Below are 21752 nucleotides of genomic sequence, written 5' to 3'. Positions count from 1 at the left end.
GTCAGCGCGTGAGCTCGCCCGCCTCGCCGGCGAACGCGACGGTGCCGCGGCGCAGTTCGTAGACGAGCGCGGGCGGACTTTCACCGGCCCGGTCCCGCAGGGCGGTCGGCAGCCGCTGTTCGGCGACCACGACACACGCGTCCAGCGCGGTCAGTACCTCGTAGGTGCGGGCCGCCACCGCGGGCGACATGCCCTGGGCGGGCTCGTCGACGAGCACCACGCGCGCGCGGGCCAGCAGCGCACGCGACAGGGCGAGCATGCGCTGCTCGCCGCCGGAGAGGGTGCCGGCGCGCCGCTCCAGCAGGGGACGCAACTGGGGGTAGGCGTCGAGGGCCGGGCCGTGGTCGCGGGCGACCAGGTCGAGGTTCTCGCGGACGGTGAGCGAGCCGAACACCGCCTGCCGCTCGGGCACCAGGCACATTCCGCGCCGGGCCCGCTCGTACGCCGGTACCCGGGTCACGTCGGCGCCGTCCCACACCACCGCCCCGCCGGTCAGCGGCACCGTCCCGGCCAGTGCGCGCAGCGCGGTCGTGCGGCCGGAGCCGTTGCGGCCCAGCAGCACGGTCAGGCCCGGGCCCGGGGCGGCGAGCGTGATGCCGTGCAGGGCCTCCAGGGGGCCGTAGCGCACGCGCGCGTGGCGCAGGGAGACGGTGGTCATCGGCCGGCCTCCCTTCCCTGGGCGTCCAGGACGCGCCCGGGCGGGCCCGAGGCGACGATCCGGCCCGCCGTCATCACGTGCACGACGTCGGCGAGGCCCGCGACCAGGTCCAGGTCGTGCTCGACGACGAGGAGGGCCGTGCCGTCGGCGGCCAGTGCCCTGAGCACCCGGGCCAGGGCGTCGACCTCCGCGGTGTCCAGACCGGCGGCGGGTTCGTCGAGCAGCAGCACGCGGGGGCCGCCCGCGAGGATCCGGGCGAGTTCGACGCGGCGCAGCGTGCCGGTGGGCAGCCCGGCGGCGGGCCGTGCCCGTACCGGCCCGTCCAGGCCCAGCAGCCTGAGGGTCCGCTCCATGGCGGCCGGATCGGGCTCCCGGCCCTGCTCGGCGCCCACCCGGACGTTCTCGGCCACCGTCAGTGAGGGGAAGACGGCCAGTTGCTGGAAGCTGCGTGCGACACCGAGCCGGGTACGGGCGTGGGGCGGCAGCGCGGTGATGTCCCGCCCACCGAGCAGCACCGCCCCTCGGTCGGGCCGCAGCGTCCCGGCCAGACAGTGGAACAGGGTGCTCTTCCCGGCCCCATTGGGCCCGACGACCGCCGTGACCCGCCCCGGGAACAGCTCCAGATCGACCCCGTCCAGAGCGGTGAACCCGCCGTAGCGCGCGTGCAGGCGGCGGGCGATGAGGAGGGGCGGGGTGGGGGCGGGAGACCGGGTGGGGTGCGAGGACGGGGTCGGGTGCGCGGGCGGGGCCGGGTGCGCGAGGCCCGGTTCCCGGTGGCCGGGCGTCGCCTCGGGGCGGGTCTCGGCCGGGGGAGCGGTCCCGGGGCGTGAGGGAGGCATGGCCTCGCCTGGCTCCGGCACGTCCGGCGCCCCGGTGGGCCTCGACACTCCTGTCGCCCCGCCGGGCTCCGCCCTCTTCGTCGCCCCGGCGGGCTCCACCCTCTTCGCCGCCCCGCCTGGCTCCGGCACGTCCGGCGCCCCGGTGGGCCTCGACACTCCTGTCGCCCCGCCGGGCTCCGCCCCCTTCGTCGCCCCGGCGGGCTCCACCCTCTTCGCCGCCCCGCCGGGCTCCGGCACGCCCGGCGCCCCGTCTGCCCGCGACACTCCCGTAGCCCCGGTCGGTACCGGCCCTCCCCGGGGCTGTCGCGGCTCGGCCCGGGGCGGGCGCAGCAGGGCGCGTGCCGCCGTGCCGCGTGGGGTCAGGGTCGGGGTGGGGTGCGGGCGGAGGCGTTGGGCCGTGCTGCGCAGGGCCTCGTACGGGCCGCCGGGGAAGCGGCCCACGAGGACCGCCAGGACGCCGATCAGGGCTGCCGCGACCCCACCGCGGGTGCCCGCGTCCAAGCCGACCAGCAGGGCCGCGGCGGCGAGGGCGCCGAGCGCGCTGTCGGCGCCCAGCACCACCACCGCGGCGAACCACAGCAGGCCCCGCACCGGGTCGTACGCGGCGGCGTCGAAGGCGCGCAGGCCCATGCCGAGCATGCCGCCGCCCAGCGCGGCGAGCGCGGCGCCCGCGACGAAGGCCAGCAGCTTCAGCGAAGGCACCCGCACGCCCGCCGCCTGCGCGCCCGCCTCGTGGTCCCGCATGGCCGCGAGGGCCCGGCCGGTGCGGCCCCGGCGCAGCGCGTGCACCGCCAGCAGCGCGCCCGCCAGCAGCAGCAGTTCGAGGACGTAGTAGGCGCGGTCCCCGGCGAAGCCCGCCGGGCGGCCGAGCGTCAGGCCCGACGTGGCGTACGGCTGGGCGAAGACGAACCGGCTCACTCCCACCCCGACCGCGAACGTCGCCAGCGCCAGCGCCAGCCCACGGCGGCCGATCGCCGGCCAGCCGGTGAGCAGACCCAGCGGCGCCACCAGCACGACCGCCACCGCGAGGGCCGCCAGCTCCGGCAGGCGCGGCAGCGCCGGGAAGCGGCCGGCCGCCAGCAGGGCGGTGAACAGCGCGCCCAGACCCGCGTACGCCGCCTGCCCCAGCGAGATCTGGCCGCCCCGCCCGGTCACCACCACCAGGGACAGCAGGATCACGGCCAGCGCCGGCACCTGCACCGAGGTGTGCAGATCGCGGCCGGCCAGGCCGAGCGGCAGCAGGAACAGCACGCCCGCGACGATCCACGCACCGGGCGGCGTCGGCACCCGCGCGCTCGCCGGGCGCGGCAGCGCGTCCCGCGCCCCGACACCGGGCAGCACCAGCGCCGCGACGAGCAGCGCCACGACGAACAGGTTCGTGGCCACCGCCTGGACCAGCGGCCCGGCCCAGCCCGACGGATGCAGGCGCGTCAGCTGGCTCTGCGCCACCCCGATGCCCAGCGCCACCACCACCGCCACCGGCAGGCTCCGCATCCGCGCGGCCACCGCGACCGCCACGACCTCCATCACGAGCAGCGGCAGCCCGTACGGATCGAGCCGCACGTACGGCGCGAGCAGCACGCCCGTCAGACCCGCCGTGAACGAGCCGAACGCCCAGCCCGCCGCCGCGACCCGGTCCGCGTCGATGCCGCCCAGCACGGCGAGCCGCCGGTCGTCCACCACCGCCCGCAGCTCCCGCCCGAACCGCGTCCGGCGCACCACCACGGCGACCCCGGCGGCCAGCACCAGCACCACCGCCAGCTGCCCCCACGGCTCGTCCGGCACCAGCTCCGGCGCGTCGTCCCGCGCCCCCTGCCCCCACAGCAGCGCCGCCCCGCCCACCAGCAGCACGAACACCCCGATGGACGCCACCAGCGTCTGCGCCGGGTCCGCGCCCAGGACCGACAGCGGCCGGAAGACGAACCGTTCCAGCGCCACCCCCAGCCCCGGCGCCAGCACCAGCAGGGTCACCGCGGCCCCCAGCCACAGCGGCCAGCCCCACTCGACCACGCACTGGCGCAGCGCGTAGGCGCACACCATCGCGATCGCGCCGTGCGCGAAGTTGAGCACCCCGGTCGCGCGGTAGGTCACGATCAGGCCGATCCCGGTGAGCGCCGCCGCGCTGCCGACCGAGAGGCCGGCCAGGGCGAGGTCGTACGTCAGCGAGGACATCAGTCGGTTGCTTCGGCCGGCTCGCAGACCGGGCAGGGGCTCAGCTCACCGCTCGCGAGCAGTCCGGAGTCCACCGGCACCGCCTCGGCCTTCCCCGCGACCAGCGGGCAGTCCGCGCGGTGCCACAGCGTGCCGCCCGGCACCCTCAGCAGCTCACCGCTGACCGCGAGCGGCGCGGACGCGGCCCGGCCGGTCCCGGCCCCCGCCCGCTCCTCGTCCGGTCCGGCCGCCACCAGCAGGCCGTACAGCTCCTCCACGCGCGCGGCGGCGATCGCGCCCCGGCCGTGGGCCAGCAGCACCGCCCCGGCGACGAGCAGCGCGGCCCCCGGGATCGTGCAGGAGGCCAGGTAGGGCAGCTGCCGTTCGGCGTAGCGCTCGCCGGAGATCCCGTACCAGCCGACGACGCACAGCACCGCGCCGGCGGCCAGCGCGGCCCAGCCGGCCCACAGCAGGGGATGCACGGTCCGCAGTCGGCTGGTACGCATCACTCGGATCACTGGCTCCCACACGTCGGTTCCGGCTGTGCACGTGTCTGGCTGCCTGTTCAAGTACGCCGATCGCTTGCACTATGCCCTGTGGAAGCTGACCCTGAAAGCACCGGGCGCACATGGCCCGGACCGACACCCGGTGGTGAGCCAGATGGTTCTCGGCAGCGACCTCAAGCGGGGGAACGCGACGGGGGGTCCACGCACGGCGGGACGGGGCACGGCGATCGCGGCCGCCCTGGTCCTGGCCCTCGCCCCGGCCCTGGCGGCCTGCAGCGACGACGACGGCGGAGGCAGCGGGTCCACGCCCCCCACACCCACGGCGGAGCGGACCACCAGCGCCCCGGCCACCGCGCCGGCCGACCGGGCCGCGGCGGAAGCGGAGATCAGGCAGAACTGGCAGAAGTTCTTCGACCCGAAGACCTCGGCCGAGGACAAGCAGGCCGTCCTGGAGAACGGCGACCGGATGGGCCCCGTGCTGCAGGCCTTCAGCGGTGACGAGCGCGGCGGACAGGTCCAGGCGCGGGTCACCAAGGTCGAGTTCACCTCGGCGACCGAGGCGACCGTGACGTACACGCTCACCCTGAAGGGCGCCACCGCCCTGCCGGACGCCTCCGGCACGGCCGTCGAGCAGGAGGGCACCTGGAAGGTGTCCGTCAAGACCCTGTGCTCGCTGGTCCAGATGAGCGGCAATGGGTCGCCCGTCCCGGGCTGCTGAGGCGATCGCCGCGGTGCTGCTGCTCGCGCTGAGCGCGGCCTGCGGCAGCCGGCTTCCGGAGAGCGACTTCACGCGCGACGACCGCACGTCCGTACCGTCCCGCGAGGCCGCGCCCCTGGAGGTCGGCATCATCACCAGCGCCACCAGCCCGGTCGGCGGCAGCGCCTTCACCGGCCCGCGCGACGGGGCCACGGCCTTCTTCGACCGGCTCAACGCACGCGGCGGCATCGACGGGCGCCGGGTCGAGGTGCGCCTGTGCGACGACGGCGGCAGCGGCGTCGGCAACAACGAGTGCGTCGACCAGCTCGTCGAGCAGCGCAAGGTCGTCGCCCTGGTCGCCACCACCGCCCTGGACTACGCGGGCGCCTCCCGCGTCTCCCGCGCGCGGGTGCCCGACATCGGCGGCCAGCCCATCGGCGCCGCCTACGACACCTACCCCCACCTCTACGGCATCTACGGCAGCCTCGCGCCCCGCGACGGCACCCCGGGCTGGGACGGCGAGCTGTACGGCGGCACCGAGGTCTACCGCTACTTCAAGCGCGAGCACGGCGCCCGCACCGCCGCCGTCGTCTCCTACAACCAGGCCGCCTCCGCCGCCTACGCCCGGCTCGTCGAGCGGGGCCTGCGCGCCGAGGGCTACCGGGTCGTCACCGAGCAGGTCGACTTCGCCCTGCCCAACTTCCGCGCCGTCGCGGCCGATCTGAAGGAGCAGGGCGCCGACCTGGTGTTCGACGCCATCGACGGGCACGGCAACGCCCGCCTGTGCCGGGCCATGGACGAGGTCGGCGCCGACGTCACCGCCAAGGTGACCAACGTGCAGAACTGGACCTCCGCCGTCGCCGACACCTACGAGGACGCCCCGCGCTGCCGCAACGCCCTCTGGGCGACCGGCGCCAGCCGCAACTTCGAGGACACCGGCCACCCGGCCGTACGGGAGTTCCGCGAGGCGACGAAGGACCTGAAGACGCACTCGCAGTGGCAGCTGGAGGGGTGGGCGGCCGCGCGCTGGTTCACCGACGCCGCCCGGTCCTGCGCGAGGACGGGCATCACGCGCGCGTGCGTGGACGCCTGGATGGACCGCAGCCGCAATTACACCGCCGGGGGACTGCTCCTGCCGGTCGGCTTCGCCCGGCTGCCCGACCCGCCGAGAACCAGGGACACCTGCCTGTCCGTGGCCCGCTGGCGGGACGGGAAGGGCTGGGTCGCGCAGGGCGACATGAACCGCACCTGCTTCACCGTCCCGCAACTGGCCTACACGCCTTGAGGACAGTGGCTGTCCTGGCCTCCACACCTTGAGGACGGTGGCTGTCCTGGCCTCCACACCTTGAGGACAGTAGCTGTCCGCAAGGGCTGGCAGACTCGCCCCCATGTTGGAGACCTCGGCACGCCTGCTGCGCCTGCTGTCCCTGCTCCAGGCCCACCGCGAGTGGTCCGGCGCCGACCTGGCCGGCCGGCTCGGCGTCAGCGCCCGCACCCTGCGCCGGGACGTCGACCGGCTGCGCGAGCTGGGCTACCCGGTCAACGCCAGCCCCGGCACGGGCGGCGGCTACCAGCTGGGCGCCGGCGCCCAGCTCCCGCCGCTGCTCCTCGACGACGACGAGGCCGTCGCCGTGGCGGTCGGCCTGCGCACCGCCGCCGGCCAGGGCATCGAGGGCATCGGCGAGACCTCGGTACGGGCCCTGGCCAAGCTGGAGCAGGTGCTGCCCGACCGGCTGCGCCGCCGCGTGGGCGCTCTCAACGCCGTCACCGTGCCCATGCTCCGGAGCTCCCTGCCCTCCTCCGTCGACCCGGCCGTGCTCACCGAGCTCGCCCACCTGTGCCGGGACGCCGAACGGCTCCGCTTCGCGTACCGGGGCCACGACGGCACCGAGTCGCGCCGCAGCGTCGAACCGCACCGGCTGGTGTGCACCGAACGCCGCTGGTACCTGGTCGCCTGGGACCTCGACCGGGAGGACTGGCGCACCTTCCGCGTCGACCGCATCACCCCGAAGCCTCCGCACGGCCCGCGCTTCGTCCCCCGTGACCCGCCCGCCGAGGACCTGGCCGCCTACGTCTCCCAGGGCGTCTCCACCCGCGTCTACGCCACCCACGCCGTCGTCCGGCTGCTGGCCCCCCTGGAGGAGGCCGCCGCGCACATCTCGCCCTCCGCGGGAGTGCTGGAGGCCGAGGGGCCGGACACCTGCCTGCTGCGCTGCGGCGCGGGCAGCCTCGACGTGATGGTCATCCACGTCGTCATGCTGGGCTTCGAGTTCGAGGTGCTGGAGCCGGCCGAGCTGGTCGACGCGGTCAGGAGGACTAGGAACCGGCTTGATGGGGCTTTGGCTCGGGCTGCGCAGTCACCGCCGCGTACTGCGGATGGTGCAGGTCGAACGCCGGCGACTCCGACCGGATCCGGGGCAGCGTCGTGAAGTTGTGCCGCGGCGGCGGGCAGGAGGTCGCCCACTCCAGGGATCGGCCGAAGCCCCAGGGGTCGTCGACCTCGACCCGCTCGCCGTACCTGGCCGTCTTCCACACGTTGTAGAGGAACGGCAGCGTCGACATGCCGAGCAGGAACGCGCCGACCGTCGACACCGTGTTGAGCGCCGTGAAGCCGTCCGCCGCGAGGTAGTCGGCGTACCGGCGGGGCATGCCCTCGGCGCCCAGCCAGTGCTGCACCAGGAACGTGGTGTGGAAGCCGACGAACAGCGTCCAGAAGTGGATCTTCCCGAGCCGCTCGTCGAGCATCTTCCCGGTGAACTTGGGCCACCAGAAGTAGAAGCCGGCGAAGATCGCGAAGACGACCGTGCCGAAGACGACGTAGTGGAAGTGCGCGACCACGAAGTACGTGTCCGTCACATGGAAGTCCAGCGGCGGCGACGCCAGGATCACCCCGGTCAGCCCGCCGAACAGGAACGTCACCAGGAAGCCCGTCGCCCACAGCATCGGCGTCTCGAACGACAGCGAGCCCTTCAGCATGGTGCCGGTCCAGTTGAAGATCTTCACGCCCGTCGGCACCGCGATCAGGAAGCTCATGAAGGAGAAGAAGGGCAGCAGCACCGCGCCGGTGGCGAACATGTGGTGCGCCCACACGATCATCGACAGGCCGGTGATCGCCATCGTCGCCCCGACCAGCGTCAGATAGCCGAACAGCGGCTTGCGGCTGAAGACCGGGATGATCTCCGTGATGATGCCGAAGAACGGCAGCGCGATGATGTACACCTCGGGGTGGCCGAAGAACCAGAACAGGTGCTGCCACAGGATCGCCCCGCCGTTGGCCGCGTCGAAGACCTGCGAGCCGAACCTCCGGTCGGCCTCCAGCACCAGCAGCGCCGCCGCCAGCACCGGGAACGCCATCAGGATCAGGATCGACGTGAACAGCGTGTTCCAGGTGAAGATCGGCATCCGGAACATCGTCATGCCCGGGGCGCGCATCCCGATGATCGTGGTGATGAAGTTGACCGCGCCGAGGATCGTGCCGAAGCCCGACAGCGCCAGCCCCATGATCCACAGGTCGGCCCCGATGCCCGGCGTGCGCTCCGCGCTGTTGAGCGGGGCGTAGGCGGTCCAGCCGAAGTCCGCCGGCCCGGAGGGCACCAGCAGGGACCCGAGCACGATCAGCCCGCCGAACAGGAACAGCCAGTACGAGAACATGTTCAGCCGCGGGAAGGCGACGTCGGGCGCGCCGATCTGCAACGGCATCAGCTCGTTCGCGAAGCCCGCGAAGGTCGGGGTGGCGAACAGCAGCAGCATGATCGTGCCGTGCATCGTGAACAGCTGGTTGAACTGCTGGTTGTCGATGACCTGGAGCCCGGGCCGGGCCAGTTCGGCGCGCATCAGCAGCGCCATCACGCCGGCGACCAGGAAGAACCCGAACGCCGTGATCAGGTAGAGGTGGCCGATCTTCTTGTGGTCCGTGGTCGTGAGCCAGTCGACCACCACCCGGCCGTGCCGTGTCCGCTGCTCGGGCGGCACCGCTGCCTGTACGGTCTGCGTCCCCATCGCTCGCTCGCCCCTTCGCTCCTCGCGTGCCGGGCCCGCCACAGCCCGCGCCTCACGTACCCGCGAGCTCACGCCATGATGCTCGCGTCACCGTGCGCCCGGACAGGGGGCGTACCGGCCTCTTCCGTGCCGGAGCCCTGCATTTCCCGTGCGGGCCGGCCCGCACCGGCCGGTCCGTCACCGGAATGGAGGCGGGCCCGGGGAGCCCTTCTCCCGGTGCATTCCGCCGGCCTTTTCCAGGAGCTCACGGAACGCGCGGGAATTACGATCGAATGCCTGCGGAAGGCCTAGGGAACCGCTCGTCCGTGTGACCGGCGGCGCCCGAAACGCCTGTCGTGATCTTGTGACAGAAGCGTGACCGGGAGCGGACAGTGACCGCCGGTGCGGGTCCGCACTTCCGTGCCCGGCGGGCAGGACATAGCGTGGCGGCATGGCACCGACACCTTCCGCGGAACCCGAAGACAGCCCGGACGCCTATGTCGGCCTGGAGGCCGGCCGGGCCGAACGCCTCGCGCGCGAGCGCGGCTGGCCCACGGTGCGTTCGCTGCCGCCGGGGGCGATCATCACCATGGAGTACCGGGTGGGCCGGCTGAACTTCGAGGTCAAGGGCGGCCGGGTCGCCAAGGCCTGGAAGGGCTGAGACCCGGCGAAGGCCCCGGTTCCGCGCGGAACCGGGGCCTTCGTGCTGCCCGCCGGGGTGCGCACCGGCCCGGGCTCAGCCGCCCGTCACGGGGCGGGCCGAGGAGGCGGAGCCGCGCGGATGCCGCTCCGGGTGGGGTGGACGGCGACTGCCCGCGGGGGTGGTGGGCGTGCGCTCCGAGCGGGCCGTGTGCGGGCCCGGCGCCAGGTAGACCGGAGCCCGGCCGGAGCGGGCGGGGACGTCGTCCAGGTCGACGGGCAGCGGCGTGACCACCACGGGCGGCGCGCTGACCGGGGCGGTCGCGGCACGGCCGCGGCGGTCCCGCAGGCGGTCGCGCAGCGCGAAGATCCGGGCCTCGGCACGGGCGATCAGCGGCTCGAACCACGGCAGGGCCAGCAGGATCAGCAGGCCGGCGGCCCAGCCGAGCAGCACATCGCTCAGCCAGTGCGTACCGAGGTAGACGGTGGCCATGCCGACGCCGAGCGAGGTCACGGCGGACACGGCGGACAGCCAGCGGCGCGCTCTCGGGGTGGAGGCCATGTAGGCCAGGATTCCCCAGGTCACCACGGCGTTGGCGGTGTGACCGCTCGGAAATATATCGCCGCCGCGCCACATCTCGTTCGAGCCGATCACGGTCGCGTAGTGCGGGCCCAGGCGGCCCATGCCGTACTTCGCGGCGCCGACCGTGACGTTCAGCAGCAGCAGCGAGACGCCCAGGGCGAGCAGCGGGCGCAGGGTGTGCTGCCGCCAGGAGCGCCAGCCCAGCCAGGCCGCGACCATCACGGCGGTCGGGCCGCGCTGGCCGAGGACGACGTAGTAGTCGACGAACCAGTGGATCTCCGACCACTGCTGGTACGGCCGGAAGAACATCACCTGCCAGTCGAGCCGGACCAGCCAGGACGTGATCACCACGGCCCACACGATGGCGCCGTAGAAGGCGAGCGTCGCCGCGAGGAGCACGATGCGGTGTCTGCTCATCCTCGGCACATCGATGTGGGCCGGTCGTTCCGGCTCACGGTCCAGCCGGGCGAACACCCGGTCCAGACGGGTGAGCTTCGGTTCGGTACGCACCCAATCGACGTTACAGCGAGTGAGCTCGGATCCCGGGCGAATCAACGGCTTTGTGATGACGATGTGATGTGGGATTCCTCTCAGGAGCAGGTTTATTTCCAGCGAATCCACAATCGCCGGGCGCGGTGGCCTTCAATTCCTTTGATCATTCCGGACGCGGGTTTTATTGCGCTTTTGAATTCGTTCACCGCAGGATGGCGCGGAATTCTCCCGGCGCTCACAGCGGGTCAGGGCGGACCGGAGCCGTTCAGCCAGAACGCCCCGTACCCCGAACAGATGACGGCGACAGCCCCCAGCACCCATGCCGACCTGCGCATACGCTGCCTCGCCAGGGCCAGGGCGAGGGGCAGCAGCAGGGGGAAGGCGGGCATCAGCAGCCGCGGTTTCGAGCCGAAGTAACTCGACGCGCACAGGGCGAGCGCGGTGACGATCCCGGTGTAGACCAGCAGCGGAAGCGGCTGCCGCTGACGTACCCCGACCCCGTACAGCCAGACGACTGACACGACCCCGACGATCAGCCCCGCACCGGCCAGCGCCGAGGGGAACGACGTGAACTTCTCGGCGACGAACCGGGCGAAGGCGTAACCGCCGTCGAAGCCGTTGCGCCACCCCGCCTGCACGTCGAGATAGCCGAGCGGGCCCCGGCCGGTGCGGTGACCGACCCAGAGCACGAAGCCGGCGGTGCCGAGGGGGGCGAGGAGCATGCCGAGGACGCGCCGGGTCCGGGAGGCCGCCGCCGGGACCATCCGACCGCCCGCCTCGGACCCGCGCCCCTCGTCGGCGGCGCTCGCGCGACCGTCCCCTTCCGTGGCGGCCGCACGCCGCTCCGCCAGGAAGGAGGCGATCGCCGCCGCCCACACCGCCGCGACCACCGCCGCCCCCACCGGCCGGGTCAGCCCGGCCAGCGACGCCAGCGCGCCCGCCGTCACCCAGCGGCCGGTCAGCACCGCGTACAGCGACCACGCCGCCAGCGCGGTGAACAGCGACTCGCTGTACGCCATCGACTGCACGATCCCGATCGGCAGCACGGCCCACAGCAGCACCGCGCACACCCCCGCCCGGCGGCCGTACACCCGGTCCGCCACCGCGAAGATCCCCCAGGCCGCGGCGAGCGAGGCCGACAGGGCGACGAGGAACCCGCCGTCGGCGTACGACAGCGGCGACACCGCCGCCACCAGCCGCTCCAGCCAGGGCAGCAACGGGAAGAACGCCAGGTTCGAATGGACGTCCCCGTTGGGCAGCCGCACCTCGTAGCCGTACCCCAGCTCGGCGACCCGGACGTACCAGAGCGCGTCCCAGCGGGCGGTAAGCAGGGTGTACGCGCTCTTGTCCCGTGCCGCGCTCCACACGAACAGGACGAGCAGACCCAGGGCGCGGACGGCCGCGTACCCGAGGAGCGCCGGAGCCGCCCGGCGCAGCGCCCCGGCGCGGGGCGGGGCCGCGCGCGTCTGAAGATCGGTCACGGGCCCGATTATCGACCGGAGCGGGAACCGGCCGGCCGGGCGGGGACGTGCTCGACGGAGAGGACAGTGGCGTACGCCACATCCTTCCGCCGGATGTGTGAGAGGTCCGCCACTAGGCACCGGCGCGGACTCGCGTACGCTGACGTGTCACTCGCTTTTCGTATGCGCGGGCCGGAGACCACCGCTCCTCTCCGGCCGAGTCGCGGGGGCGTCCCCCACCCCGTGAGCCCGCCGATCGCGAGGAACATCTTGGAGGTACGTACATGTCCGGGACGACCACGGCCGCCGCTGCGCTGCGCCGTCGGGCGGCCGGGGCCGGTGCCAACCGCTGGGTGGTTCTGGTCGTCCTCTGCGTCAGCCTGCTGCTGGTCGCCGTCGACGCCACCGTGCTGCACGTGGCGGTCCCCGCCGTCACCGAGGACCTCAGGCCCGGCGGGATCGAGCTGCTCTGGATCGTCGACGTCTACCCACTCGTCTGCGCCTCACTGCTGATCCTCTTCGGCACGCTGGGCGACCGCGTCGGCCGCAGGCGGATCCTGCTCCTCGGCTACGCGCTGTTCGGCGTGGCGTCCGGTCTCGCCGCGCTGGCCGACAGCGCCCAGGTGCTGATCGTGGCGCGGGCGCTGCTCGGCGTCGGCGGCGCGATGATCATGCCGGCGACGCTGTCGATCCTGCGGCAGGTCTTTCCCGACCGGCGCGAGCGGGCGCTCGCGATAGGCGTCTGGAGCGCGGTGGCCGCGGTCGGCGCGGCGGTCGGGCCGCTGCTCGGCGGCTTCCTGCTGGAGCACTTCTGGTGGGGCTCGGTCTTCCTCGTCAACATCCCGCTGATGCTGGTCAGCCTCCCGGTGGGCCGTCTGCTGCTGCCCGAGTCGAAGGGCGAGCGCGACGGGCCCTGGGACGTGGTCGGCGCGCTGATGGCGGCGGCCGGTCTGTTCGGCGTGGTCCTGGGCGTCAAGCGGCTCGGCAGCGGGGAGTCGGTCGGGAGCCTGGCCACCGTGCTGCCGCTGGTGGTGGGCGCGGCGCTGCTGATCGCCTTCGTACGGCGGCAGCGGCGGCGGACGCATCCGCTGGTCGACCTGCGGATGTTCGCGCGGCCGGCCTTCAGCACGTCCGTCGGCTGCATCGTGCTGGCCATGCTCGCGCTGGTGGGCTTGGAGCTGATCGCGGCGCAGTACCTGCAGCTGGTGCTCGGGCTGTCGCCGCTGGAGACGGGACTGCGGCTGCTGCCGCTGACGTTCGCGGCGATGGCGGCCGGGCTGGCCGGGGCGCGGATGCTGCGGCGGTTCGGGCCGCGGCGGATGGTGTGCGCCGGGTTCTGTCTGACGGCGTTCGCGGTGGTGCTGCTCACGGCTCTGGGGCGGACCGACCAGTGCGCGCTGATGGTGAGCGGGTTCGTGCTGCTCGGCTTCGGGCTGGAGACGACGCTGTTCGGGGCGTACGAGTCGATGCTGAGCGAGGCGCCGCCCGAGCAGGCCGGTGGGGCGGCGGCGATCGGGGAGACGTCGTACCAGCTGGGGGCGGGGATCGGGATCGCCCTGCTGGGCACGGTGATGAACGCGGCGTACACGCCGGGGCTGTCGGGCGTGCCGGGTGTTCCGGACGAGGCGTCGTCCGCGGCGGGGCATTCGCTGGGGGAGGCGTACGAGGTCGCCGCGCAGCTGGGCGGGGCGGCCGGGCTCGCGCTGCGGCATGCCGCGCGGGACGCGTTCGTGCACGGGCTGCATGTGACGTTGCTGGTGAGCGCGGGGTTGTTGCTGCTGGGGGCGGCGATGGCGTTGCGGTTGCCGCGGGGCATGCAGTGTGAGGCGGGGCCGGTGGAGGTGCCAGCGCCGCGGGAGCCGACGGAGTCGCGCGTCTCGGTGTGACCCTTGCCCCACGCCCGTGGGGGTTGCTCGTCGCCGGCGGCTTGCGGTGCTCGTCGTCGGTGGCTTGTCGGTGTGGGTGGTGCGGGGGTGGGGGGACGTCGTAGCGTCTTGGCTAGCGGTGCTAGTTAAAGAGTCTCGGAGGGATGTCGATCATGTCCGGTTCGTCCAAGCTGCCTCCCTTCGATCCCGCCGACCCCCTCGGTCTTGACGACCTGCTGGAGCCGGAGGACCTCGGGATCAGGGACACCGTGCGGTCCTGGGCCGCGGACCGGGTGCTGCCGTACGTCGCCGAGTGGTACGAGACGGGCGAGCTGCCGGGCATCAGGGAGCTGGCCAGGGAGCTCGGGGGCATCGGAGCCCTCGGCATGTCCCTGGAGGGCTACGGCTGCGCCGGTGCGAGCGCCGTCCAGTACGGCCTCGCCTGCCTGGAACTGGAGGCCGCCGACTCCGGCATCCGCTCCCTCGTCTCCGTACAGGGCTCCCTCGCCATGTACGCCATCCACCGCTTCGGCAGCGAGGAGCAGAAGCGGCACTGGCTGCCCCGCATGGCCGCCGGCGAGGTCATCGGCTGCTTCGGGCTCACCGAGCCCGACCACGGCTCCGACCCCGCCTCCATGCGCACGTACGCCAAGCGCGACGGCACGGACTGGATCCTCAACGGCCGCAAGATGTGGATCACCAACGGCTCGGTCGCCGGCGTCGCCGTCGTGTGGGCGCAGACCGAGGACGGGATCCGCGGGTTCGCCGTCCCCACCGACAGTCGCGGCTTCTCCGCGCCGGAGATCAAGCACAAGTGGTCCCTGCGCGCCTCCGTCACCAGTGAGCTGGTCATGGACGACGTCCGGCTGCCCGCCGACGCCGTGCTGCCGGAGGTCACCGGCCTGCGCGGACCGCTCAGCTGTCTGTCGCACGCCCGGTACGGGATCGTCTGGGGCGCCATGGGCGCGGCCCGCAGCTGTTTCGAGGCCGCGGTCGACTACGCGAAGTCACGGGAGCAGTTCGGCCGGCCCATCGGCGGCTTCCAGCTCACCCAGGCCAAACTCGCCGACATGGCGGTGGAACTGCACAAGGGGATTCTGCTCGCCCATCATCTGGGGCGGCGGATGGATGCCGGGCGCCTGCGTCCCGAGCAGGTCAGCTTCGGCAAGCTCAACAACGTGCGCGAGGCGATCGAGATCTGCCGCACGGCCCGCACGATCCTCGGGGCCAACGGGATCTCCCTGGAGTACCCCGTGATGCGGCACGCGACGAACCTGGAGTCGGTGCTCACCTACGAGGGCACCGTCGAGATGCACCAGCTCGTGCTGGGCAAGGCGCTCACCGGACTCGACGCCTTCCGGTAGACCGGTCCGGTACACCCTGCGGCGGGGCAGGGCCGGTGAGCGGCCCTGCCCTAGCTCTGGTTGAAGAAGCCGTCCGCGCGGTGCGCGGCCGGGTCGCCGTTCACGATCTCCGTGTGGGCGGGGGTCAGCAGGAACACCCGGGTCGACACTCTCTCGATCGAACCGCGCAGGCCGAAGATGAGCCCGGCCGCGAAGTCGACCACGCGCTTGGCGTCGGCGGCCTCCATGGCCGTGAGGTTCATGATGACGGGCACCCCCTCGCGGAACAGCTCGCCGATGGCGCGGGCGTCCCGGAAGCTGTCCGGGGTCACCGTGCCGATGCGGCGGCCTTTCTCCTCGGCGACGTCCGAGGCCACCTTGACCCGGGGGTCGGTGACCCAGGCATCCCCGGGCTCGGTCCCGTCGGAGTAGTCGTCGTCGTAGTAACGCTCGTCTTCGTTGTCGTCGACGAGGCCAAGCCAGGCACTTGCCTTGCGTACCGATCCCATGGACGCCTCCTCTCACAGCGGTCTTTCTGCTTTCCGCATCCCTATGGTCGTCCATGATGCGGATGGCGCGCCAAGTGGATAGACGCCGCGCGGGGGGTTTGTGACGGTACTGGTGCACAGCGAATCCGTCGAGAGTCCGTGTGTCCCAAGGGTCGTTTCCCAAACGGCTGCTGACTGTGAGTGAAATATGATTCTTCTCGGCGTCCGGGTGACGGCCGGGGCGTACGGGTGAATGCGCGGGGCCGATACGATGCGGCAGCTCAGCGTCGCAACGAGGCTCGGGGGAGCGCCGTGTTCGGAATCGTCAGGCCCTGCAGACACCGTCTCGGGGAGAATCTCACCAGTCAGTGGATGGCGCATTTGTGCGGACTGTGTCTCGCACTGCGCGGAGATCACGGACAGTTCGCGCGCATCGTGACGAACTACGACGGGCTTCTCCTATCGGTTTTGACGGAGGCTCAGGCCGAGCTGCCCGGCGCCGGGCGTCGCACCGCCGGACCGTGCCCGCTGCGCGGGATGCGCACCGCCTCCGTCGCGCACGGCGAGGGCGCGCGGCTCGCCGCGGCCGTCTCCCTGGTGCTGGCCTCCGCCAAGGTGCGCGACCACGTCGTCGACGGTGACGGGCTGCTGGCCCGCGCGCCGGTCGCGCGCGCCGCGCGCCGGGTCGCGGCGGGCTGGGACCGCGCCGGGGCGCGCTCCGGCTCCGCCGTCGGGTTCGACACGGCCGTCCTGGTCGACGCCGTGGACCGGCAGGGCGGCATCGAGGCGCTCGCCGGGCCCGGGACGCCGCTGCTGACGGTCACCGAGCCGACCGAGACCGCGACCGCCGCCGCCTTCGCGCACACGGCCGTCCTCGCCGGCCGGCCGCACAACGCCGGGCCGCTCGCCGAGGCCGGCCGTCTCTTCGGGCGCCTGGCCCATCTCCTGGACGCCGTGGAGGATCTGCACGCCGACGCCGCGTCCGGCGCGTGGAACCCGATCGCCGCGACGGGCACGCCCCTGACGGAGGTCCGGCGGCTCGCCGAGGACGCGGTCCACGGGGTGCGGCTCGCCCTGCGCGACGTCGAGTTCGCCGACGCGAAGCTGGTGCACCTGCTGCTCGTGCACGAGCTGCGGCGTTCGGTGGACCGGGCGTTCGGCACGGTGCCGGTGTGCGCCTCGCACCAGGGCGCCGGGCCGTACGGACAGCAGCCGCCCCAGGGAACCCACGGACAGCAAGGGCCCTATGGACAGCAGGGACCGTACGGGCAGCAGGGGGCGTACGGCTCCCCGCAGCATCCGTACGCGGGCGGCGGCGGGAACCCGTACGCCGGCGGGGGAGGAGCGTACGGCGGGGGCGGTGGCTTCGGCGGGGGCGGTTTCGGGGAGGGGGCACCGGCGTCCCGGCCGCCGCGGCGCGGGTTCTGGGCCGGCTGCGGGATGTTCTGGCTGCTGTGCTGCACCTGCAAGCTGTGCTGCGCCAAGGAGTACGAGGGGCCGTGGTCCCGGAAGAAGCGTGAGGGCTGCTGCCGGGACTGCGACTGCGACGGGTGCGACTGCTGCTGCCCCTGCGACGGCTGCTGACCCCGTCCCGTAGGGCAGGGCCGCTCGCCCTCGTCGGGACGCACTGGATTTCCGACTATCCGGACGGTCGACTTCCGGACATCCCGGGGGTGTGGCGGACCGACGGTGACGGAGTCGTGCTGATCGCCGCCGAAACGGACGGCCTCACGGTGGACGAACGGCCGTTCGGCGGCGAGGTGCGGCTCACGGCCGACCCGGGGCCGGCCGACCGGGCGCGCGTGGCGTACGGGGCGCGACGGCTGGTGGTGCTGGTGCGCGAGGGGGTGTGGGGCGTGCGGGACTACGACCCGCAGTCCCCCGCGCGCCGGGCGTTCCGCGGTCTGCGCGCCACGCCGTACGACCCTCGCTGGGCGGTGCCGGGGCGCTTCACGCCCTACGGCACCGGCGACCGCACCGTTCGGGTGCCGAACGCCGACGGGCGGGAGCGGGGGCTCGGGCTCGGCGGGGAGCTCTCCTTCGAGCTGGGCGGCCGGGAGCTGAGCCTTCAGGTGACGGTCCGGCAGGACGGGTTGCTGTGGGCCGTGTTCGCCGATGCCACCAGCGGGAACGGCAGTTACCGCTTCCGGTTCCTCAAGCCCGGCGCACCGGACGCCGAGGGGCGCACGACGGTCGATTTCAACCGCGCGCTGCTGCCGCCGTGCGCCTTCGCCGATCACTTCTTCTGCCCGTTCCCGCCGCCGGGGAACGCCCTGGATGTCGCAATTGCCGCGGGGGAGCGCACACTTGAGTGACGGGTGGGTTCCGAGGGGCTGAACGCAAAGATCGTTCAAAGGTTGACGGCCGAAAGGCACCCTTGCGCCGACCGGCCGTTCGGCCGAATACTCCCCCTCAGCGCTTGTCAGGGACACGGTGTGTTCGGAATCCGGACAGCCGGTCCCGGACTGCGCCTCACGGGCCCACAACCCCACGAGGGCCCCCGACTTCCTTTGTGGAGGAACGAAAAGTGAGGATCAAGCGCACTACCCCCCGTAGCGGTATTTCGAGACGGACCCGGCTGATCGCCGTTTCCACCGGCCTCGTCGCCGCTGCCGCGATCGCGATCCCCAGCGCGAACGCGTCCGACACCCCCAGCACCTTCAGCGCCGCCGAGCTCAAGAGCGCCAGCGGCTCCATACTGAAGGCCGACATCCCGGGCACCGCCTGGGCCGTCGACAGCAAGACCAACCGCGTGCTCGTCACGGTCGACAGCACGGTCAGCCAGGCCGAGATCGCGAAGATCAAGCAGCAGGCCGGCGGCAACGCCGACGCGCTCACGATCAAGCGCACGCCCGGCAAGTTCAACAAGCTGATCCAGGGCGGCGACGCCATCTACGCGAGCAGCTGGCGCTGCTCCCTCGGCTTCAACGTCCAGAACAGCAGCGGTCAGCAGTTCTTCCTGACCGCAGGCCACTGCACGGACGGCGCGGGTACCTGGTACTCCAACTCCGGCCGCACCACGGTCATCGGCTCGACGACCGGCTCCAGCTTCCCGGGCAACGACTACGGCATCGTCCGCTACAGCGGCTCCGTCAGCCGGCCCGGCACCGCCAACGGCGTGGACATCACGCGCGCGGCCACGCCGAGTGTGGGCACCACCGTCATCCGCGACGGCTCCACGACCGGTACGCACAGCGGCCGGGTCACCGCTCTCAACGCCACCGTCAACTACGGCGGCGGCGACATCGTCTCCGGCCTGATCCAGACCACGGTCTGCGCCGAGCCCGGTGACTCCGGCGGTCCGCTCTACGGCAGCAACGGCACCGCGTACGGTCTGACCTCCGGCGGCAGCGGCAACTGCTCCTCCGGCGGCACGACGTTCTTCCAGCCGGTCACCGAGGCCCTGAGCGCCTACGGCGTCAGCGTCTACTAGGCCGGTTCGGCTCGCAGTTCGCAGCATCCTGGGCCCCCGTGCGCTTCGGCGCGCGGGGGCTTTTCCGCGATACGGCAGGGGCGAAAATCAGCCAGGTGTAGACCTCACAGAGTGTGCACATATTACTCACGCGTAATATTTGCAGTGGGGACGGGAGTTGATTGGGTCCGATTTGACCATGGACGGTCAAGGTGAGGGGGCGTGCGCAGCGCTGTCTACGCGCGTCTCGAACTCACCCTTGTGTGCTCCCCGTTGTCGTCGGAATAGTGGGCGCTCGTCAACGAAGCCTTCCGGTCCGGCGAGGTCCCCACAACCTCCCGGGCCGACCCCCCACAGGAGGACAGAAGTTGAAGCACCGACGCATACCCAGGCGGCGGGCAGCCGTGGCCGGTGCGGGCATCGCCGCACTCGTCGCCGCGGGAGTGACGTTCCAGACCGCGAACGCCAGTGAGACCCCTGAGGCGTCCGCACCGCGCGCGCTGTCCCTCACGGCGGCCGGAAAGCTCGCCTCGTCGCTGGCGGAGGACCTGGGCGCCGACTCGGCCGGGACGTACTACGACACCAAGAGCAGGACGCTCGTGGTGAACGTGCTCGACGAGGCCGCCGCGCAGGCCGTCGAGAAGGCCGGCGCCAAGGCGAGAGTCGTGGCGAACTCCCTCGCCGAACTCAAGAGCGCCCGCAGCACGCTGAAGCAGGACGCGACGATCCCCGGCACGTCCTGGGTGACCGACCCGACGACGAACAAGGTCGTGGTGACCGCCGACCGCACGGTCTCCAAGGCCGAGTGGGCGACGCTGACGAAGGTCGTGGACGGACTCGGGGCGAAGGCCGAACTGAAGCGGACCCAGGGGGAGTACAAGCCCTTCATCGCCGGCGGCGACGCGATCACCGGGGGCAGCGGCCGCTGCTCGCTGGGCTTCAACGTGGTCAAGGGCGGCGAGCCGTTCTTCCTGACCGCCGGGCACTGCACCGAGGGCATCTCCACCTGGTCCGACTCCAGCGGCAACCAGATCGGGACCAACGCGGACTCCAGCTTCCCGGGCAACGACTACGGGCTGGTCAAGTACACCGCGGACGTGGCCCACCCGAGCGAGGTGAACCTCTACGACGGGTCCAGCCAGAAGATCTCCGGCGCAGCGGAGGCGACCGTCGGCATGCAGGTCACCCGGAGCGGATCGACCACGCAGGTGCACGACGGGAAGGTCACGGGCCTGGACGCCACCGTGAACTACGGCAACGGCGACATCGTGAACGGGCTGATCCAGACCGACGTGTGCGCGGAGCCGGGGGACAGCGGCGGGTCGCTGTTCTCGGGTGACAAGGCGATCGGGCTCACCTCCGGTGGCAGCGGCGACTGCACCTCCGGCGGGGAGACGTTCTTCCAGCCGGTGACCGAGGCGCTGTCCGCCACGGGGACGCAGATCGGCTGATCGCGCGCTGCTGAGCCCCGCCCCCTTCTCGTGGGGGGCGGGGCTTTCGTGTGCGGGGCTCGGGTCACGGCGTTCTGCGGCGCGTCGCCGCCGCCATCGTGACGGCCGTGCCGATCACCGCCCAGGCCGCCAGGATCAGGAGGGGGCCGGTCATCGCGTGGTGGTCGAAGTAGGCGATCGAGCGGGTCGACCAGGTGCCGGCGCCCGGGGGCAGGGCCGGGCCGATCGCCTTCCAGAACGGGGGGAGGAGGGGCGGGGGCAGGGCGCCGCCCGCGCTCGGGTTGCCGAGGATCACCACCAGCAGGATGACCAGGCCGATGCCGATCGTGCCGAAGAGGCCCTGCAGGGCGAGTGTGGCCGCGCCCACGGCGAAGATGATCAAGGCGCCCAGGCCCCAGAGGGCGGCCGTGCCGCCGGGGAGGGCGTCGAGGACCGGGCCCGCGATGAGGGCTCCGCCGAGGCCGCCCACGACCGCGATCAGGGCCGTCACCGCCAGGCGGATGGCGGCGCGGGCGGGATCGGAGGGCTTGGCGCCGGCGCTGACGGCCAGGGCCGCGGCGCCCAGGTAGCCGCCCACGCACCAGCCGATCACCAGGTAGAAGGACGACAGGCCGTTGGGGTCGTGGGGCGCGGAGGGGACCACGTCGACGGTGCGCAGGGTGCGCCGCTCGGACTTCTCCAGGTCCGTGACGAGGGCCGTCAGCGTGGTGGACAGGACCCGGCCGCCGCCGGAGGCGACCAGGAGCGTGTCGGTGGTGCCGGACGGGTCGACGATCAGGGCGGCGTCGATGTCGCGCTCGCGGATCCGCTGCCGGGCCGTCGCCTCGTCCGGCAGGGCGCGGGGGTCCAGGGGGGTGCCGGGGAGCCGTTCCAGGCGGGTCGTCGTCTGCTGGGCCGCCGCCCCGGGGGCCACCACGCCGAAGGGCACGTCCTTGGGTCTCGGGTCGTGCAGCGCTCCGACGTAGGAGGCGATGAAGAGGAGCTGGAGCGCGACCACGCCGAGGATGAGCAGGGTGGCCCGGGGGGTGACGGCGTCGGTCACCTCGGCGCGGAACGAGCGGTGGGGCATTCCTCCACGGTCGGGCGTGACCGGGTGTTTCCGCAGGTGGGGCGGGGCCGAACGGATGTCGCACATACATTCGAGGATGAGGGTATGGTGGGGGTGAGGTAGCTGGGAACAGATGTTCGAG

18 protein-coding genes are annotated in these 21752 nt (G+C 72.8%); 10 read left to right on the top strand and 8 right to left on the bottom strand.

The window, feature by feature from the left end; all coding sequences use genetic code 11:
• Nucleotide 1: 1 nt before the first annotated feature.
• Genes CHR28_RS22010 through CHR28_RS22000 form a run of 3 tightly spaced genes read right to left on the bottom strand, consistent with a single transcriptional unit; the run spans nucleotide 2 to nucleotide 4154 of the window.
• On the bottom strand, nucleotides 2–658 hold the full coding sequence (locus tag CHR28_RS22010) for an ATP-binding cassette domain-containing protein (protein ID WP_094055399.1): 657 nt from the start codon (nucleotides 656–658) through the stop codon (nucleotides 2–4).
• Nucleotides 655–3669, bottom strand: coding sequence for an ABC transporter permease subunit (locus CHR28_RS22005; protein WP_094055398.1), 3015 nt, complete (start codon nucleotides 3667–3669; stop codon nucleotides 655–657). The genes CHR28_RS22010 and CHR28_RS22005 overlap by 4 nt, the downstream gene beginning before the upstream one ends.
• Nucleotides 3669–4154: a hypothetical protein gene (locus CHR28_RS22000; RefSeq protein ID WP_094055397.1), complete on the bottom strand. Its 486-nt coding sequence runs from the start codon at nucleotides 4152–4154 to the stop codon at nucleotides 3669–3671. The genes CHR28_RS22005 and CHR28_RS22000 overlap by 1 nt, the downstream gene beginning before the upstream one ends.
• A gap of 154 nt (nucleotides 4155–4308) precedes the next feature.
• On the opposite strand from CHR28_RS22000, the gene CHR28_RS21995 reads away from it, so the two are divergent.
• From CHR28_RS21995 to CHR28_RS21985, 3 genes are all read left to right on the top strand, one after another.
• Entirely contained in the window at nucleotides 4309–4872 is a 564-nt protein-coding gene (locus CHR28_RS21995; protein ID WP_179272522.1) for a hypothetical protein, read from the top strand.
• Nucleotides 4847–6136, top strand: coding sequence for an ABC transporter substrate-binding protein (locus CHR28_RS21990; RefSeq protein ID WP_094055396.1), 1290 nt, complete (start codon nucleotides 4847–4849; stop codon nucleotides 6134–6136). The genes CHR28_RS21995 and CHR28_RS21990 overlap by 26 nt, the downstream gene beginning before the upstream one ends.
• 103 nt (nucleotides 6137–6239) lie before the next feature.
• Nucleotides 6240–7280 carry a helix-turn-helix transcriptional regulator gene (locus CHR28_RS21985; protein ID WP_094055395.1) on the top strand — a complete coding sequence of 347 codons (1041 nt, stop codon included), beginning with the start codon at nucleotides 6240–6242 and terminating at the stop codon, nucleotides 7278–7280.
• Here the strand turns inward: CHR28_RS21985 and ctaD are convergent.
• On the bottom strand, nucleotides 7168–8850 hold the full coding sequence (ctaD, locus tag CHR28_RS21980) for an aa3-type cytochrome oxidase subunit I (RefSeq protein ID WP_094055394.1): 1683 nt from the start codon (nucleotides 8848–8850) through the stop codon (nucleotides 7168–7170). The genes CHR28_RS21985 and ctaD overlap by 113 nt on opposite strands.
• A gap of 430 nt (nucleotides 8851–9280) precedes the next feature.
• On the opposite strand from ctaD, the gene CHR28_RS21975 reads away from it, so the two are divergent.
• Nucleotides 9281–9490 carry an I78 family peptidase inhibitor gene (locus CHR28_RS21975; protein WP_094055393.1) on the top strand — a complete coding sequence of 70 codons (210 nt, stop codon included), beginning with the start codon at nucleotides 9281–9283 and terminating at the stop codon, nucleotides 9488–9490.
• Nucleotides 9491–9565: 75 nt separating this feature from the next.
• Here CHR28_RS21975 and CHR28_RS21970 read toward each other — a convergent pair whose 3' ends face one another.
• Together CHR28_RS21970 and CHR28_RS21965 are read right to left on the bottom strand one after the other, a co-directional pair.
• The gene (locus CHR28_RS21970; RefSeq protein ID WP_094055392.1) at nucleotides 9566–10561 is read right to left on the bottom strand and encodes a phosphatase PAP2 family protein; all 996 of its coding nucleotides are present in this window, start codon (nucleotides 10559–10561) and stop codon (nucleotides 9566–9568) included.
• 227 nt (nucleotides 10562–10788) lie between these two features.
• Nucleotides 10789–12024: a glycosyltransferase family 39 protein gene (locus CHR28_RS21965; RefSeq protein WP_094055391.1), complete on the bottom strand. Its 1236-nt coding sequence runs from the start codon at nucleotides 12022–12024 to the stop codon at nucleotides 10789–10791.
• 263 nt (nucleotides 12025–12287) lie between these two features.
• Between CHR28_RS21965 and CHR28_RS21960 the strand changes: the two genes are divergently transcribed.
• Together CHR28_RS21960 and CHR28_RS21955 are read left to right on the top strand one after the other, a co-directional pair.
• Nucleotides 12288–13889 carry an MFS transporter gene (locus CHR28_RS21960; RefSeq protein ID WP_094055390.1) on the top strand — a complete coding sequence of 534 codons (1602 nt, stop codon included), beginning with the start codon at nucleotides 12288–12290 and terminating at the stop codon, nucleotides 13887–13889.
• Between the two features lie 152 nt (nucleotides 13890–14041).
• Nucleotides 14042–15232 (top strand): acyl-CoA dehydrogenase family protein, encoded by a 1191-nt coding sequence (locus tag CHR28_RS21955; RefSeq protein ID WP_094055437.1) that lies wholly within the window; start codon nucleotides 14042–14044, stop codon nucleotides 15230–15232.
• 50 nt (nucleotides 15233–15282) lie between these two features.
• On the opposite strand, the gene CHR28_RS21950 is transcribed toward CHR28_RS21955, so the two are convergent.
• Nucleotides 15283–15720 carry a cell division protein SepF gene (locus tag CHR28_RS21950; RefSeq protein WP_094055389.1) on the bottom strand — a complete coding sequence of 146 codons (438 nt, stop codon included), beginning with the start codon at nucleotides 15718–15720 and terminating at the stop codon, nucleotides 15283–15285.
• Nucleotides 15721–16011: 291 nt separating this feature from the next.
• On the opposite strand from CHR28_RS21950, the gene CHR28_RS21945 reads away from it, so the two are divergent.
• From CHR28_RS21945 to CHR28_RS21930, 4 genes are all read left to right on the top strand, one after another.
• Nucleotides 16012–17283, top strand: a complete 1272-nt coding sequence (locus tag CHR28_RS21945) for a DUF5685 family protein (RefSeq protein WP_179272521.1) — start codon at nucleotides 16012–16014, stop codon at nucleotides 17281–17283.
• Nucleotides 17250–18014 (top strand): DUF1684 domain-containing protein, encoded by a 765-nt coding sequence (locus tag CHR28_RS21940; RefSeq protein ID WP_256984329.1) that lies wholly within the window; start codon nucleotides 17250–17252, stop codon nucleotides 18012–18014. The genes CHR28_RS21945 and CHR28_RS21940 overlap by 34 nt, the downstream gene beginning before the upstream one ends.
• Before the next feature lie 212 nt (nucleotides 18015–18226).
• Nucleotides 18227–19132 (top strand): S1 family peptidase, encoded by a 906-nt coding sequence (locus tag CHR28_RS21935; RefSeq protein WP_094055386.1) that lies wholly within the window; start codon nucleotides 18227–18229, stop codon nucleotides 19130–19132.
• A 347-nt stretch (nucleotides 19133–19479) separates the two neighbouring features.
• On the top strand, nucleotides 19480–20562 hold the full coding sequence (locus tag CHR28_RS21930) for a S1 family peptidase (protein WP_094055385.1): 1083 nt from the start codon (nucleotides 19480–19482) through the stop codon (nucleotides 20560–20562).
• Nucleotides 20563–20626: 64 nt separating this feature from the next.
• Here CHR28_RS21930 and CHR28_RS21925 read toward each other — a convergent pair whose 3' ends face one another.
• Nucleotides 20627–21631, bottom strand: a complete 1005-nt coding sequence (locus tag CHR28_RS21925) for a DUF3533 domain-containing protein (RefSeq protein ID WP_094055384.1) — start codon at nucleotides 21629–21631, stop codon at nucleotides 20627–20629.
• Between the last annotated feature and the right edge of the window lie 121 nt (nucleotides 21632–21752).

The sequence above is a fragment of the Streptomyces sp. XY006 genome (genome assembly GCF_002237655.1).
Lineage (GTDB): Bacteria > Actinomycetota > Actinomycetes > Streptomycetales > Streptomycetaceae > Streptomyces > Streptomyces levis.
Note: the sequence above shows the minus strand (reverse complement) of the source record. Positions and strands in the feature narration are given on the sequence as shown.